Below are 15067 nucleotides of genomic sequence, written 5' to 3' on the forward strand. Positions count from 1 at the left end.
CCATGCGTCAACAGGCTAATCCGCCTGTCGTTTTTGACCTTGATTGGAATCAAGGCGCGATGCTTGATGTCAGTCACGATTCAGATGTGACGACGAACAGCTGCTGCGCAGCCCTGCTGCCCTCTCCGCCCGCCGCAGGAGCGCCGAAATGCAACAGGCCCGCATGCTGCCATGCGGGCCTGTCGGTTACATCACGACGTTGGCGGCGATCAGCGCGGACCCAGCACCGTCTGCAGGTCGGCGCCCTGCGGCAGGCCCGCGCGACGCTGCACCTGCCCCTGTGCATCCTGGAACAGGATGCCCGGCGTGCCCTGGAAGCCCATCTCGATCATCAGGACCTGGTTGGCATCAAGCTTGCCTGCGATCTCGCGGCTGACGCTCGGTAGCGCCTTGATGCCGCCACGGTCGAACTGGTGCTCATTCTCCAGCAGCGCCGCGCTCGGATCACGCGCGGCGAGGATGGCGGCGGCCTTGGCCGGGCTGTCCTCGCGGATCACGCCAACCATGATGTGGCGCAACTGCACCTTGCCGGCGTCAACCCACGGACGCGCCGCTTCCCAGAACTTGTGGCAGTACGGGCAGTTGGCATCGCTGAAGGTATAGACCACACGCGGTGCATCGGCCTTGCCGTCACGCACCCAGGCGCTGGCTTCCAGCTTGGTCCACATCTTGGCCGACATCGGTGCAGCGACCAGCTTCTCCACCGCCTCGGCGGCCACATCGTTGCCTTCGGCATCGAACAGGCTGCCCACCAGCACATGCTTGCCGTCGGCGGTCACGTACGCGGCGGCGGGCTGCTGCCCCCCCACCACGCCGGCGAAGCCACGCAGGCCACCCGGTGCATCAAACTCGGCAACGACTTCGAAGCCGTGCTTCTCGATGCCTTTCAGCACTGCGGGACGGTCCCCCTTGGCCGCGGTGGCCGGAGCGCCGGCGGCCGGCGCTGCCGCCGTCTTGCCCGGCGGGGTCTGGGCCTGGCTGCAGGCGGCCAATGCCAGCATGACCGGCAGCAACAGCACCGCCGGAGCGATGCGCAGGGAAGTCGACAACATGGGAACTCCGTAATGAGATGCCCGCGCAGGCTACCGCAGCCGGCGCAGTTTGTGTTCAAGACCCGCGGCCGTCAGTTCGCCAAGGTGCAGTTCACGCAGGCGACCTTCGGCGTCGAAGAACAGCGTCGACGGATAGGCCTGCACACCCAGCACGGTTGACGCCGAGGCGGTATCGTCCAGCAGTACATTGCCCAGCCGGAGCTGCTCGGATGCGATGAAACCCTTCACTTCGTCCAGGGTTTCCCCCTGGTTGAGGAACACGAACTGCACGTCGGTGTGGGTCTGCTGTGCGGATGCCAGCACCGGCATCTCGCGCCGGCAGGGCCCACACCAGCTGGCCCAGAGATTCAGCACCAGTGGCTTGCCCCGGAACTGCTGCAGGTCGATCACGCGCCCCTGCAGATCGGCCACCTGCACCGCCGGCAGCGGCATCCGCTGCTCCTGCCAGGCTGCCAGCAGGTGGCTGCCCACCACCCACGACACCACGCCCACCAGTGCGCCCGCCAGCACCGGCGCACGCAACGCGCGCCAGGGCCGCAGCCGCCAGGTGCCCCACGCCAGGCCCGCAGCCAGCACGACTGCAAGGTGATACCCACCGTCGGCGATCTGCAGGATGCTCCACGGGGCCTCACGGTAAAGCGCGAAGTTCAAGGCGACGAAGCTGATGCGTCCGCACAGCAGGCCGATCAGCAACATGTCCAGAACCAGGCTGGCCGCGGAAGGCACTGCCATCCCGTCTTTCCGACGCGGCCACAGGCGTGCTACCGCCATGGCCAGCAGCACGCACATCAGGATCAACACCACCGGCATCGGCACCGGTCCCACACTCGACATCAGCCCACCTGCCCCATCATCCGTTACCTGCATGGTCGAAGCGTCGCGCCCAGGTTGCAAGCGCGACGCCTACTGCAGGCATCAGGCCACGCTGCGCGGCATCTGCATGCCGGGCGCCGGTTGCAGCCCGCGCAGGCTGCCTGCCACCGATGACAACAGCGGCCGCTCGCGCCGCTTGTTGTTGACCAGCCGGCGATAGTTGGCCGGCGTCATTCCAACAATGCGCAGGAACAGGCGACGGAATGCGCTCTGGTCGGCATAGCCTACGCCCCAGGCCACTTCATCGATGCCCGCCCCCTGCTGCAACAGCGTCTGCGCCTTGGCGATACGCAACCGCTGGCAATACTCGATCGGGCGCAGGCCGGTGGCCTTCAGGAAGCGCCGCTTCAGGGTGCGCGGCTCCAGCCCGGAAATCTCACAGATCGCACCGAGCGTGGCGCCGCGCGCAGCGGTGGTATGCAGCCAGCGTTGCGCCTTCAGTACGTCGCGATCGCCGTGGGCGAAGTTGGCACTGAAACGCTCGAGATCCTGCTGGATCGCCGCCGGAACCGTGATCCCCAGCTGCTGCGCCACGGAACTCGCCACGCCCTGGCCGTGCAGCCGGTACAGCAGGCGCAGGGCGAGGAAGCGCCAGGCCTGGGAACCGGCCACCGTCAGCAGGTCGCCGTCATCGACCAGCGCGCGCTCGCTGGGTACCCAGCTGGCCGACTGCCCCTGCAGGCCCGGATGGCGCCCGAGGTCCGGACCACTGACGGTGCGCCCAGCCAGCAGACCGGCGCGTGCCAGCATGCTGACACCGTCGCTGGCGGCAGCCAGCAGACTGCCACCGTCGTAATGCGCGCGCAGCCAATCCAGCAGCACCTCATCGGCGCGCAGGCAGACGCCCTGGCTGATCTGGCCAGGCACGGCGATCACGGCGGGGATGTCCGCCTCGAGCATCTCCGCGCCGGCAATGCGATGCACGCCGGTCTGGCTGGCCGGCACGATCCAGCGGGTCACCAGGACACGCTTGAACGGACGGCGCTGCTGCTGGGCAAGCCGGTTGGCGACATGTGCCATCTCGGTCAGCACGGAGGCGGCCGACGGGTCGCCTCCCGGGTATTCGACCACCGCGACCTCGACGAATCCTTCGTTCCTGAATCCTTCCACAGACCATCTCCTCGGTTCGTTGCAGGCCGTCCAGCGGCCGGTTCAGGCGCAGGGTAGGAACTGCCACGACGGTGGGGCTATGAAGAAAGTTGCAAAGTGCGCTGAATGCGCCGTCAGCGACGGGACCTTGACCCTGGACCAGACTCAAGGCTTCACAATGAGCGGCAGCATCCGCAGGAATCCGCCATGAACATTGGTCAACTGGCACGCCGGGCCGGCGTGCCGATCGATACGGTGCGCTACTACGAACGCCAGCAGTTGCTGCCCACGGCGGCACGCTCGGCCGGGGGCTACCGCATCTTCGGTGAGCAGGACCTGCGCCGGCTGCGCTTCATCCGCCGCGCCAAGACGCTGGGCTTCAGCCTGGAAGAAATCGCCGAACTGCTGGCGCTCAGTGACCGCCACTCACAGGACATGGGCAGTGTGCGCGACACGGCGCAGGCCCGGCTGCAGGACATTGCACAACGCATGGCCGAACTGCAGCGCATGCACACCGCGCTTTCTCAGCTGGTCGACGCCTGCCCCGGCCACGGCACGCTGGATCAGTGCCCGATCCTGGCGGCGCTGACCGACGACGCGGCATAGCAACGCGCGTGAAGAAAAGTGCAACAAATGCTTGCCAACCCCCGGGGGCAAGGCTATTATTTCGCTCCTCAGCGACGTGGGGCCATAGCTCAGCTGGGAGAGCGCCTGCATGGCATGCAGGAGGTCAGCGGTTCGATCCCGCTTGGCTCCACCAATCTTTCGGCATTAGGCCGTCGAAAGGTCGCTGAAGAACATTGATGAGAATTGCGTCCCCATCGTCTAGAGGCCTAGGACATCACCCTTTCACGGTGGCGACCGGGGTTCGAATCCCCGTGGGGACGCCACTCATCACGAACAACGAGGACCCGGCCGATAACCGGGTCTTTTTTGTTCACCGCCTACCGGCATTCAGGTTGTGGCGTTGCGGTTCCCCTGCCCTCGTGGCGACGGTCGAACCGGAACGAAAAAAGTTCAAAAAAAAACTTCCACAAACGTGAACACGCAGGTATGATAGGCGGCTCGGTAACACGGGGCCATAGCTCAGCTGGGAGAGCGCCTGCATGGCATGCAGGAGGTCAGCGGTTCGATCCCGCTTGGCTCCACCACTTTCGACATTAGGCCGTCGAAAGTTCTACAACTTGAAGTTTTTCGTGCGTCCCCATCGTCTAGAGGCCTAGGACATCACCCTTTCACGGTGGCGACCGGGGTTCGAATCCCCGTGGGGACGCCAGTTTCAAAACGGACTCTGCTCCCGGCAGATCATCCGGAGTTTCATGGGGCCATAGCTCAGCTGGGAGAGCGCCTGCATGGCATGCAGGAGGTCAGCGGTTCGATCCCGCTTGGCTCCACCACTTCGACATTAGGCCGTCGAAAGATCTACAACTTGAAGTTTTCGTGCGTCCCCATCGTCTAGAGGCCTAGGACATCACCCTTTCACGGTGGCGACCGGGGTTCGAATCCCCGTGGGGACGCCAATTCTTGAAAACCCCGACTCCGGTCGGGGTTTTTCTTTGCCTGTGATTCCTGGGAAGGCCCTATCCACGCATGGTGTGGATGGCTTCACCCCGATTACGGCTCAGAACCGCCGATACATCCCGATCGATGCCGGTGCCGTGGGCGCGAAACCAAACTGTGCGTACAACCGATGCGCCTCGCCATCGGCCAGCAGGCTGACGTACGCCGATGGCGGCAGGTTGGCCTGCATCCAGCCATCCAGGCGCCGCATCACTTCCTTGCCCAGGCCCTGCCCCTGCAACCGCGGCAGCACCGCGATATCACAGACCTGCAGGTGGCAGCCGCCATCGCCGACGATACGGCCCATCGCCACCAGCTCAGTGCCCTGGTAGGCACACACGCCGAACAGCGTATTGGGCAGCGCGCGGGCGGCCGCTTCCCGGGCCTTGGCACTGAGGCCTGCAAGCACGCGCAACCGGCAGTAGTCCTCGACCGTGGGCACGGCTTCGCGGAACTGGCAGGTGATGGAATCAGTCATGCGGCATCTCCAGATGGGTCGGGCTATCCTGCCGCATCCACGTCGCAGCCGCTGCGACCCAGGCCCCCAGAGTCCCATGTGCTATTCCGCCCTGATCCGCGCTGACTACGCCAAGCTGGTACGCGAGTTCGGCGCCATCCTGTCGCTGGAGGAGTTCGCCGAACTGTACGCACACGATCCAGGCAAGAAGCGGCCGAAGACGCCGAAGGCGATGGATGACGGGTTCGCCGGTGCGCGTACCGAACAGGGCCGGGACATCGTGGCGAAGATCCAGCAATGGCATGCGCAGGAGCAGCAGGCGCTGGAGGCTGAACTGGTCCGGCAGCGCGAACGACGCGATATTGCCCATGCCACGCTGGCCACCCGGCCCACGCAGAAAGCGCGCAATGACCTGCGCGTGGCCGGTAACCGCATCGAGCGCGCGCAGGCCCGGCTGGACGACCTGCATCGGGTGCAGCTGCTGCCGCGCGACAACCGCATTTTCCCCGGCAGCTACGCACCGGTGATGGTCAGCGAGAACGGCCGGCGCGTGATCAAGCCGATGCGCTACCAGTGCCGGTTGCCGGACAAGCCGGCGCGCAACGACGTGCTGTACCCCGGCACCTACAACGCGCGGCGCGACAGCCTGGAAGGTTACTGGCGGGGTGCGTTCGGACTGCGCCACGGCGTGGTGGTGGTGCAGGCGTTCTACGAGCACGTGCCCCGCCACGCCATCGCCGGCCGCAGCCTCGATGCCGACGAAAAGGAGCAGGACGTGGTGCTCGAATTCCGCCCCGATCCACCCCGCGACCTGCTGCTGGCCTGCCTCTGGGCGGAATGGGAAGGACCGGAAGGCCGCCTGCTTTCGTTTGCCACGATCACCGACACACCGCCCAGCGACGTCGCCGCTGCCGGGCATGACCGCGGCGTGGTACCGATCCGCAGGGAACACCTGGACGCCTGGCTCAACCCCGAACCGGATGATCTGGCGCGCCAGTACCGCATCCTCGATGACCGCGAGGAAATCCGTTACGTGTACGAGGAAGCGGGCTGAGCGCCGGACGCGAATGAAAAACCGCGCGTGGGCAGGGCTCCTGGATCAGGGGTTGCCGCCGCGCATCGCAGACGTGAGGATTCAGCCCCCGCAGCTTCCCCCTGCCGGTGCGTGGCGAGCGGCTCAGGCCTTGGCGCTGGAGCGTCCCACCGCACGCGCCAGCGCCCGCGACAGATCGGCCGACAGGTACGGCTTGACCAGCAACAGGCCGGCCAGCATCGGCGCAGGCAGCTGCTCGGCCAGCATCCCGGTGGCCAGCACGAACGGAATGCCACGCGCCGAAAGCGCTGCAGCCACTGGCTCACTGGTCTCGTTGCGGGCCAGCCGGTAATCCAGCAGGGCCACGTCAGGAGTGCTCTGCTCCAGCAGCCGCAGGGCCTCGGACACACTCGCGGCAAGCCCGACCACAGTCGCACCGGCATGCACCAGCTGCATCTGCAGCAGGGCCGCACTCATCTCGTCGTTCTCGACCACCAGCACCCTCAGGTCCTGCAACACTGTCATCAGCTACCGCTCCTGGAGGCAATTGCACGTCGGGAGTATAGCTACCAAGGGGCCAATGCCGACAGGAACCGCCCTGATAGGCTCTCCTACTAGGCATCTCCTGCCGACCTCGGTTACACTCGCACGCTGCCTGCCGGTGTGGCGGAATGGTATACGCAGCTGACTCAAAATCAGCCGGGGGTGACCCCATGAAGGTTCGAGTCCTTTCACCGGCACCACTGCATCAAAGGCCAGGTCCATGACCTGGCCTTTTGCATTTCCCGGACCGGAGCGCCGACACTGGCGAGGATGCCCCAGCATGCCCCTCCCACGCTCGCCGACATACTGCGCGCCCATCGCCACGTGCGGGGGCAGCCCCGCGACTTCTGGACGTACGCCCACGGCAACGCCGTCGTGTCACCCCGATGAAACGAAAATGTGACAGCCGACAAGGTTGCGAATAGCACTAGCGCACACTTTTCTTGCCAGCCTCACCTACTTCTGCCTATCGTGATCCCAGCCGGATCTGGGGGCGGGGGAATGCATGACGTTGCGTGCGGCACTGTTTTTCATGGTCACGCACGCGCTCGTCATTGCCTTGATCGGCCCGCAGGACCCGGTTGGCTCCTACCTGATGCTGATCACCGCCCCCCTTCTGGCCGCTCTGGCCTGCGTGCGACGCGCGCGCGACAGCCAGGCGGCCTGCAAGTGGCGAACGCTGGGCGCTGCCGTCGGCCTGTTCTCGCTGGCCCTGCTGGCCCTGCTGTATCGCAATGTGGCCGGCCTCAGCCCTGCGCAGATGACCGCCTCGTCGCTGATCCTGTATGTGTTCTACCGGATTCCGCTGACCTACGTGGCCGCCAGCCCAGGCGGCGGCAACCGCTGTATCCGTGCGGTGGACCTGGCGGTCATCGCGCTGCTGTGGTTGCTGTACTTCGTGCATACGCGGGCGATGGCACACCTCAACACCGCATTGTGGACGCAATGCCTGCACACCCTGAGCAACGTGCAGAACAGCCTGGTGTTCTGCTTCGCGCTGATCCGCTTCCTGGCCGAGGACAATGCCGACCGCCGCGACTTCTTCCGCACGTTGACGATCTACGCGCTCGGCTACTTCCTGATGGCGCTCTACATCAATACCTGGCAGCCGCAGGTACCCGATGGTGGCTGGGGCGACCTGCTGATCAGCGGGCTGTTCGTGCTGCTGGCAGTGCTGGCCGGCAGCACGTACCGCCCACCGGCGGTGGCTGTGCCGCGCAACCTCCGCCGCATCGTCGATGCCGGCGTGCCGCTGATGCTGCCGTTGCTGCTGATGATGGTGGCGCTGCTGGTGGCACGCCTGCAGCCGACCCTGGCCACCGTGGGGTTCATCGGTGCCATGCTCGGCCATGCCCTGCGCAGCGTGCTCACCCAGGTGCAGATCCAGCGTGAGCGCGACGAGCTGGCGCTGCTGGCCCGGCGCGATCCGTTGACCGGGCTCGGCAACCGGCGCAACTTCGATGAAGCGCTCGGCAGCGCGCACGGCCGCGCCCGTCGCCAGGGCGTGGGGCTGGCGGTGCTGATGATCGATATCGACCACTTCAAGCGACTCAACGACACCTACGGGCATCCGGAAGGTGATCGCCGCCTGCAGGCGGTCGCCGCGATCCTCGACGGCTGCCTGCAACGCGGTGATGACCTGCTGGCCCGCTACGGCGGCGAGGAGTTCATCGCCGCCCTGCCCGCGCCCGACATCGGCCACGCCCTGGGCCTGGGCGAGCGCCTGCGCGCCGCCGTGGAAGCCGCCGCCCTGCCCGCCGCCCAGGCCCACGTGACCATCAGCATCGGCGTGGCCTGGCAGGCCGCGCATGATGAGGGTGACCCGCGCAGCCTGGTCGAGCGTGCCGACCAGGCCCTGTACCGGGCCAAGCATGCCGGCCGCAACTGCGTGCACGCCGCCCCGGCCGTCGAGGCCGGGGAACAACACGCCGACCGCCGCGCCTAGACCGCGCGCAGCACCGCCGCACCATGCATGTGCCCCGCCCCACCCTGCACGCGGAAGCTGGCCACCGTCTGCAGCAGCTGCGCCGACTGTTCTTCCATGCTGCGCGCCGCGGCCGAAGCTTCCTCGACCAGCGCGGCGTTCTGCTGGGTGCCCTGGTCGATCAGATCGACGGCATGGTTCATCTGCTGGATGTCGTCGCTCTGCTGCTGCGCGGCCGTGCTGATCTCGGACATCAGGTCGCTGACCCGGCGCACGTTGACCACGATCTCGTCCATGGTGCGGCCGGCGCTCTCAACCTGCGCGGTACCGGCACCGACATTGGCCACCGACGCATCGATCAGCTGCTTGATCTCCTTGGCGGCACTGGCCGAGCGCTGCGACAGTTCCCGGATCTCGGTGGCGACCACGGCGAAGCCACGCCCGTGTTCGCCCGCACGCGCGGCTTCCACCGCGGCGTTCAGGGCAAGGATGTTGGTCTGGAAGGCGATGCCGTCGATCACGCCGATGATGTCGACGATGCGGCGCGAGGACGCGTTGATCACCGCCATGGTTTCCACCACTTCGTGCACTACGTTACCGCCGCGCGCGGCGACATCGGCGGCACCACCGGCCAGCTGACTGGCCTGCCGTGCGTTGGTCGCGGTGCGCTGCACGGTCTCGGCCAGGCCCTTCATCGACACCGCGGTCTCTTCCAGCGACGCTGCCTGCTGCTCGGTGCGCTGCGACAGATCGCTGTTGCCCTGCGCGATCTCGGTGGCGCCGACGGCGATGGTGTCAGCGGCGAACTTGATCTGGCCGATGATCGCGGCCATCGCCTCGACCAGCGAATTCACCCCTTCGCACAGCTCGGCGATCGGCCCGTTCTTGTCGGCGGTGGCCACGCGCCGGGTCAGGTCGCCCTCCTTGGCGGCCGCCACCACTTCACGGGTCTGCGCCACGGCACGCTGCATGGCCTGGTTCTCATGCACCTGCGCGGTGATGTCGGTGGCGTACTTGACCACCTTGAACGGCTTCCCGTTGAGGTCCAGGATCGGGTTGTAGGACGCCTGGATCCAGACCTCGCGTCCGCCCTTGCCGAGGCGCCGGTACTGGCCGGCATCATATTCGCCACGGCCGAGCTTTTCCCAGAACTGCCGATACTCGGCACTGCTGCGATACTCAGGTTCGACGAACAGCGAGTGGTGCTGGCCACGCACATCATCCAGGCTGTAACCGGTGGCAGCCAGGAAGTTGTCGTTGGCCGACAGGATGCGGCCATCCATGCTGAACTCGATCACCGCCTGCGACTTGTCGATCGCCGCCAGCTGGCCGGCCGAGTCGGCCGCCTGCAGCTTCTGCGCAGTGATGTCAGTGGCGAACTTGACCACCTTGTACGGACGCCCCTGCCGGTCCAGCACCGGGTTGTACGAGGCCTGGATCCAGATCTCGCGCTGGTTCTTGCCAAAACGCCGGTACTGGCCCGCGTCATATTCGCCACGACCCAGCCGCGCCCAGAAGTCACGGTATCCGGCGCTGCGCGCCTGCTCGGGGTCGACGAACAGGGAATGATGCTTGCCCTGGATCTCCTCCAGCCGGTAACCCATCGCCTGCAGGAAGTTCTCGTTGGCCTGCAGGATGGTGCCATCGAGGGCGAACTCGATGACCGCCTGGACCCGGTGCAGCGCCGCGACCTGCGCCTCCAGCTCGGCACGGCCATCGGCCGCCGCCTCGACGTCGCTGCGGTGCTGCGGTGCCAGCGCGCCCAGCAGGGCGCGCCACGGCGACCAACGGGTATGCAGCTCGGCCGGCGCCTGCGCGCCCGCCGTAAAGCCTGGAATGAGCATTGTCTGATCCTCGGTGTCCGGTAAGCGGTTGCGACCCGACGGGCGGGATGCCCGGCGGCAACTTCAGTTGCTTGGGACTACAGGTACCGGCAGGCACCCCTCGAGCGGCTGGCAAGAACGTCTGGTGCGGGTGCGATCGGCATAGGGAGCGGCGGAACACACAGCGCGGGCCGCCCGTCGGGGGCAGCCTGGGGTCCTGCAGCGGGCGACTTGAGCGGGATCCAGAGGGAATATCGGCGATGCGATCGGTGGCTTTAGCCGGATTCCGCGACGTCCGTCGCATCTTCAGATGGTCCTGCAGGGATGCGGTGGACAATCGCGATGCACTTCACATTCTGCTCACGCGAGACAGGGGCACCGCCGAGCGGTTTCGCCAGGCGCCGGCTGGGCAGGTTCTGCTCGGCACCGGGTGTCGTCAGGGCATATGTCGCGCGTTGTCGCCGTCACTGGGCATAGCCTTGCCCGGCACGCGGATGCAGTTCAAGCGGAAAAGGTTTGCATGACCAACGGGAGATCCGGTGGTAGATGAAACTGGCCAGCATGCAGCGAACCGCAGGACGCTCACTGACACGGAGATCGCATGTTCCCACGCCTGGCCAGTTTCCTCATCCTGGGCCTGTGCAGCAGCGGCGCCTTCGCTGCCGACGCCACCTACCGCCCCAGCTTCCATCCCGACCAGCTGAAGGGCCCGCCTGCCGGGCGCCTGAACGAAGTGCTGGTACTGGGCACCACCCACTTGTCCGGCCTGCCCAAGTCCTTCCAGCCCGCCTTGCTTGAACCGTTGCTGCAGCGACTGGTCGCCTGGAAGCCCGAGCTGATCGCCACCGAAGACCTGTCAGGCCTGCAGTGCGATTTCATGCGTCGCTACCCGGCACGCTATGCGGAGAGCGTGGCCACCTACTGCTTCGACACCACCGCTGCGCAGGCTGCGACCGGACTGGACGTGCCTACGGCGAACACCCAGGCCGAGCACCTGCTTGCGACCTGGCCGGACGAGCCGACGCCCGCCCAGCGTCGTCGGCTCGCAGCATTGTTCCTGGCAGCGGGTGAACGCGGCTCGGCGCAGGTGCAGTGGCTGCGCCTGCCTGCGTCCGAGCGCAAAGGCGGTGATGGACTGACACCTGCCTTGGTCGAGATCCTCGAAAAAGGCCTGGTTCGCCGCAATGAAACCCACCTGATCGCCGCCGAGGTCGCCGCCCGCCTCGGGCAGGAACGCCTGTGGGCCGTGGACGACCACACGGCCGATTCGCCCACGCCCGCCGAGGATGAAGCGGCGGCCAGCGCGGCCATCACCGGTGCCTGGAACAATACGCACTCGCGCGCGCGGCGGGAGGCCGATGAACGCCTCGTGGCCGATCTGGACAAGCCCGGCGGTGTCATGGCGCTGTATCGGGACTACAACAGCCCGGCGGCGGCGATGGCCGCCTACCAGAGCGACTTCGGCGCGACGCTCGTCGAGCCGTCCTCCAAGGCGTTCGGCCGGATGTACGTCGGTTACTGGGAAACCCGCAACCTGCGCATGGTCGCCAACATCCGCGACGTGCTGAGCCAGCATCCTGGCAGACGCATGCTGGCCATCGTGGGTGCCTCGCACAAGGGCTACTACGAGGCCTACCTCAATCAGATGCATGACGTGCGGCTGGTCAGTGCGGACACGGTATTGCGTTGACGGGAACAGGTGCCGGCCATGCGCCGGCACTATCCTGCAAGACCCGATTCGCAGGTGCCGACATGCTGAAAGTGATCGCCGAGGATTTCATCCATCCCGATGCGGTGGACACCGTGCTTCCCCTGTACCGCGAGCTGGTGGCGTGCACGCTGCGCGAGCCGCGCTGCCTCGGCTATGAACTGTTCGTCGACCAGAAGGATCCGGGCCACTTCATCTTCATCGAGCTGTGGCCCGACCGCGCCGCGCTCGACCTGCACTGTGCCAGCGAACACTTCCAGCGCCTGGTGCCACAGATCAATGCCTTCCAGTGTGCGCCGTGCCGGTTCCTGCTGATGGATGCCGTACGGGTGTAGTGCCTGCAGCGGGATGCACATGATCGCTGCGGCCATGCCGCCACAGCAACAGGCAGGCCGCAACCGTGCAGGACAGGCTCAGGACCAGCAGCGCGACCGCACCCTGCTGCAACACGGGCAACAACGCCCTTGCGTGCAGGTCGCCGCGCAGCTGTTCGGCGCGTAGACAGGCGGCCAGCGCCAGGCACCAGCCGATCAGGGCCGGAATGAACTTGCGTACCGCAACCGGGTTCCAGGCATTCATGGAGGTGACCTGCGTGAGTGGAGTGCGCGCAGTATTCGCGCGCGTCCTCTCACAGGCTGAGATCAGTCCTCCGCGGCGTCGGGATCGTCACCCGGAAGCTGGGACAACTCGCCCTGCACCTGCACGTTGTTGCGCCCCATCGCCTTGGCCCGGTAGCACTGGGCATCGGCCGCAGCCACCGCCTGGTCCACGCTCATGCCGCCGGCCAGCGGCGCGATACCGATGCTGGCACCGATCCGCAGCCGGTCCTGGTCCCACGGAATGGACAGCGCGGCCAGGGTGTGCAGCAGCTCGTCCCCGATGCGGGCCGCACGCCGCGGCGTGCAACCGGACAGGATGACCGCGAATTCGTCGCCGCCCAACCGTGCCACCACGTCCGAATCGCGCACGCCATGGCGCAGCACGCTGGCCACCGCCCACAGCACGGCATCGCCGGCCAGATGGCCCCAGGTGTCGTTGACCGGCTTGAAGCGGTCCAGATCGATGTACATCAGCGAGGCAGCCTGGCCGGTGCGCTCCACGCGGGTGATCGCCTGCTGCAGGTGCACCTCGAAACCGCGGCGGTTGCTCAGTTCGGTGAGCGGATCGATCTCGGCCAGGTGGCGGGCTTCGCGCTGGCGTGCCCGCTGCTGGGTGTCGTCGCGCAGCACCCACACCGCGCCGCGCACGTGGCCTTCGTCATCGCGCAGCCAGGCGCGGGTCAGGTCCACCGGCACCGTTGCCGTGCCCAGGCGCAGCAGCAGGTCGGCGTGCAGGTCCACCGCGTTGCTCTCCGGGTCCAGCAGCACCGTCACATCCAGTACCGAGCCGGGCGCGTACTCGGTGGTCAGCGCCAGCACGTCCTGCACCTTGTGCCCGGCCAGCGACAAGGCGCCATCACCGGCCAGGGTGCGCACCGCAGCAGCGTTGGCGTAGTCGATGCGGCCATCAAGGCTGACGCTGAGCACCAGGTCGGCCACCGCATCCAGCGTGATTCGGCTGCGTTGTTCACTCTCGAACAGGCGCTGCTCGCTGCTGCGCTGGGCGGTGATGTCCTGGATCTGCGACACGAAATGCAGCGGTTCGCCATGCTCGTTGCGCACCAGCGACACCGACAGCCGCGCCCAGATGATGCGGCCGTCGCGGTCGAGGTAGCGCTTTTCCAGGTGATAGTGGCTGCGTCGCCCGGCCAACAGGTCCTGTACCAGGGCCAGGTCGGTCTGCAGGTCATCGGGATGGGTCAGGCGCTGGAAATCGACCTGCAGCAGCTCTTCTCGCGGGTAGCCCAGTATCCGGCACAGCGCGTCGTTGACATCCAGCCAGCGTCCTTCCAGCGACACCAGTGCCATGCCCAGTGCGGCGGAGGTGAACGCGCCAGCGAACTTCTCTGCCGAAAGTCGTGCTTCGGCGCGTGCCTGCAGGATCTCGGTAATGTCGATGGCCATGCCGACGTAGCCGATGCGCGTTCCATCGGCACTCTCCATGCGGCTGATCGACAGGCGTACCTGGCGTGACTGGCCATCCTTGCGCAGCAGCGTCCACTGCCGCGAGTAGGTCTGCCCGTCGGCACGCGCGCTCAGCGCCTCGAACACGCCGGGAAGATTGCCATCAGCATCGGCCAGCGGCTGCAACCACGCTTTCAGTTCGGCTGGATCGTGGAAGGCGTCGAGCCGGCGCTGGCCGACCACCTCCGCCGCGCTGTAGCCCAGCAGGCGCTCCGCCCCCGTGTTGAACAGGGTGATGGTGCCATCGGTATCGGTGGCGATCACCGCCACCTCATCGGACGCATCGACCACGGCCTGCAGGCGCTGCCGGGTCTCGGCCGCGTCCTGCCTTGCCTGCTGCAGTTCGGTGACATCGGCATGGGCACCGGCCATCCACAGCGGCTTGCCGTGCCCGTCCCATTCAAAGACCCGGCCACGGTCCTGGATCCAGATCCACTGGCCGTTCCTGTGGCGCATGCGCAGCAGGCAGGCGTAGTTGTCGCTGCGCCCTTCGAAATGGTCGTCCAGCGCTGCATCGGACAGCGCAATGTCATCGGGATGGACCAGCTTCAGGAACGTCTTCTGGCAGATCGGTTCCAGCTCATCCAGGCGATAACCGACAATCTCGGCCCAGCGCGCATTGACCCGCATCTCGCCGGTCTGCACGTTCCATTCCCAGGTACCCGCAGCGGTACCGTCGATGATCATCGCCAGCCGGCGACGCTCTTCAGCCAACGCCTGCAGGCGGCGCTCCAGCAGTCCATTGCCGTGGGTGCCCTGGCCCGGCATCACTCCGGTCCCCTGCCGGCACGGGCAGGCGCCGACCGCAGCGAAGCACTGCGGCCTGCAACGAAGACGGCGGGTCGTGCTGGCGTCATGGTCCTCCCCAGCGACAGCGGGGAGGCCAAACGCCCCCCTCAGGCGCAAGTGTGCGCAATCACGGGGAAAACCGACAAGCCCCCC

General features: G+C 66.6%; 13 protein-coding genes and 7 tRNA genes. 13 read left to right on the forward strand and 7 right to left on the reverse strand.

Annotated features, from left to right (window positions below):
* Positions 1 to 209: 209 nt before the first annotated feature.
* From dsbG to AC5P7F_RS14115, 3 genes are all read right to left on the reverse strand, one after another.
* A complete protein-coding gene (gene dsbG, locus AC5P7F_RS14105; RefSeq protein ID WP_164077350.1) occupies positions 210 to 1052 on the reverse strand; it encodes a thiol:disulfide interchange protein DsbG in 843 nt (280 codons plus the stop codon).
* 30 nt (positions 1053 to 1082) lie between these two features.
* Positions 1083 to 1886, reverse strand: a complete 804-nt coding sequence (locus tag AC5P7F_RS14110; RefSeq protein WP_164077349.1) for a redoxin family protein — start codon at positions 1884 to 1886, stop codon at positions 1083 to 1085.
* An 81-nt stretch (positions 1887 to 1967) separates the two neighbouring features.
* On the reverse strand, positions 1968 to 3035 hold the full coding sequence (locus tag AC5P7F_RS14115; protein ID WP_164077348.1) for a GlxA family transcriptional regulator: 1068 nt from the start codon (positions 3033 to 3035) through the stop codon (positions 1968 to 1970).
* A gap of 186 nt (positions 3036 to 3221) precedes the next feature.
* Here AC5P7F_RS14115 and AC5P7F_RS14120 point away from each other — a divergent pair, with 186 nt between their 5' ends.
* The 7 genes from AC5P7F_RS14120 to AC5P7F_RS14150 all read left to right on the forward strand — a co-directional run bounded on the left by AC5P7F_RS14120 (position 3222) and on the right by AC5P7F_RS14150 (position 4534).
* A complete protein-coding gene (locus tag AC5P7F_RS14120; protein WP_014647531.1) occupies positions 3222 to 3620 on the forward strand; it encodes a heavy metal-responsive transcriptional regulator in 399 nt (132 codons plus the stop codon).
* 78 nt (positions 3621 to 3698) lie between these two features.
* Positions 3699 to 3774, forward strand: a tRNA-Ala gene (locus AC5P7F_RS14125).
* A 54-nt stretch (positions 3775 to 3828) separates the two neighbouring features.
* A tRNA-Glu gene (locus AC5P7F_RS14130) sits at positions 3829 to 3904 on the forward strand.
* 185 nt (positions 3905 to 4089) lie between these two features.
* Positions 4090 to 4165: transfer RNA gene (locus AC5P7F_RS14135), tRNA-Ala, on the forward strand.
* Positions 4166 to 4214: 49 nt separating this feature from the next.
* Positions 4215 to 4290, forward strand: a tRNA-Glu gene (locus AC5P7F_RS14140).
* 45 nt (positions 4291 to 4335) lie between these two features.
* Positions 4336 to 4411 (forward strand) — tRNA-Ala (locus tag AC5P7F_RS14145).
* 47 nt (positions 4412 to 4458) lie between these two features.
* A tRNA-Glu gene (locus AC5P7F_RS14150) sits at positions 4459 to 4534 on the forward strand.
* Positions 4535 to 4635: 101 nt separating this feature from the next.
* Here AC5P7F_RS14150 and AC5P7F_RS14155 read toward each other — a convergent pair.
* Positions 4636 to 5052: a GNAT family N-acetyltransferase gene (locus AC5P7F_RS14155; RefSeq protein WP_014647532.1), complete on the reverse strand. Its 417-nt coding sequence runs from the start codon at positions 5050 to 5052 to the stop codon at positions 4636 to 4638.
* 76 nt (positions 5053 to 5128) lie between these two features.
* Here AC5P7F_RS14155 and AC5P7F_RS14160 point away from each other — a divergent pair, with 76 nt between their 5' ends.
* On the forward strand, positions 5129 to 6085 hold the full coding sequence (locus AC5P7F_RS14160) for an SOS response-associated peptidase family protein (protein ID WP_164077347.1): 957 nt from the start codon (positions 5129 to 5131) through the stop codon (positions 6083 to 6085).
* A 123-nt stretch (positions 6086 to 6208) separates the two neighbouring features.
* On the opposite strand, the gene AC5P7F_RS14165 is transcribed toward AC5P7F_RS14160, so the two are convergent.
* Entirely contained in the window at positions 6209 to 6589 is a 381-nt protein-coding gene (locus AC5P7F_RS14165; RefSeq protein ID WP_032957303.1) for a response regulator, read from the reverse strand.
* A gap of 132 nt (positions 6590 to 6721) precedes the next feature.
* On the opposite strand from AC5P7F_RS14165, the gene AC5P7F_RS14170 reads away from it, so the two are divergent.
* Positions 6722 to 6807 (forward strand) — tRNA-Leu (locus AC5P7F_RS14170).
* A 305-nt stretch (positions 6808 to 7112) separates the two neighbouring features.
* Positions 7113 to 8552 (forward strand): GGDEF domain-containing protein, encoded by a 1440-nt coding sequence (locus tag AC5P7F_RS14175; protein ID WP_014647535.1) that lies wholly within the window; start codon positions 7113 to 7115, stop codon positions 8550 to 8552.
* On the opposite strand, the gene AC5P7F_RS14180 is transcribed toward AC5P7F_RS14175, so the two are convergent.
* Positions 8549 to 10375, reverse strand: a complete 1827-nt coding sequence (locus tag AC5P7F_RS14180; RefSeq protein WP_164077346.1) for a methyl-accepting chemotaxis protein — start codon at positions 10373 to 10375, stop codon at positions 8549 to 8551. The genes AC5P7F_RS14175 and AC5P7F_RS14180 overlap by 4 nt on opposite strands.
* A 580-nt stretch (positions 10376 to 10955) precedes the next feature.
* On the opposite strand from AC5P7F_RS14180, the gene AC5P7F_RS14185 reads away from it, so the two are divergent.
* From AC5P7F_RS14185 to AC5P7F_RS14195, 3 genes are all read left to right on the forward strand, one after another.
* Entirely contained in the window at positions 10956 to 12044 is a 1089-nt protein-coding gene (locus tag AC5P7F_RS14185) for a DUF5694 domain-containing protein (RefSeq protein WP_164077345.1), read from the forward strand.
* A gap of 62 nt (positions 12045 to 12106) precedes the next feature.
* Positions 12107 to 12397 carry a putative quinol monooxygenase gene (locus AC5P7F_RS14190; RefSeq protein WP_046431272.1) on the forward strand — a complete coding sequence of 97 codons (291 nt, stop codon included), beginning with the start codon at positions 12107 to 12109 and terminating at the stop codon, positions 12395 to 12397.
* A 19-nt stretch (positions 12398 to 12416) separates the two neighbouring features.
* Positions 12417 to 12563, forward strand: coding sequence for a hypothetical protein (locus tag AC5P7F_RS14195; RefSeq protein ID WP_154582529.1), 147 nt, complete (start codon positions 12417 to 12419; stop codon positions 12561 to 12563).
* Between the two features lie 140 nt (positions 12564 to 12703).
* On the opposite strand, the gene AC5P7F_RS14200 is transcribed toward AC5P7F_RS14195, so the two are convergent.
* Positions 12704 to 14893, reverse strand: coding sequence for a PAS domain S-box protein (locus AC5P7F_RS14200; protein ID WP_164077344.1), 2190 nt, complete (start codon positions 14891 to 14893; stop codon positions 12704 to 12706).
* Between the last annotated feature and the right edge of the window lie 174 nt (positions 14894 to 15067).

This window comes from Stenotrophomonas sp. YJH_SMC_105-26 (assembly GCF_059368915.1).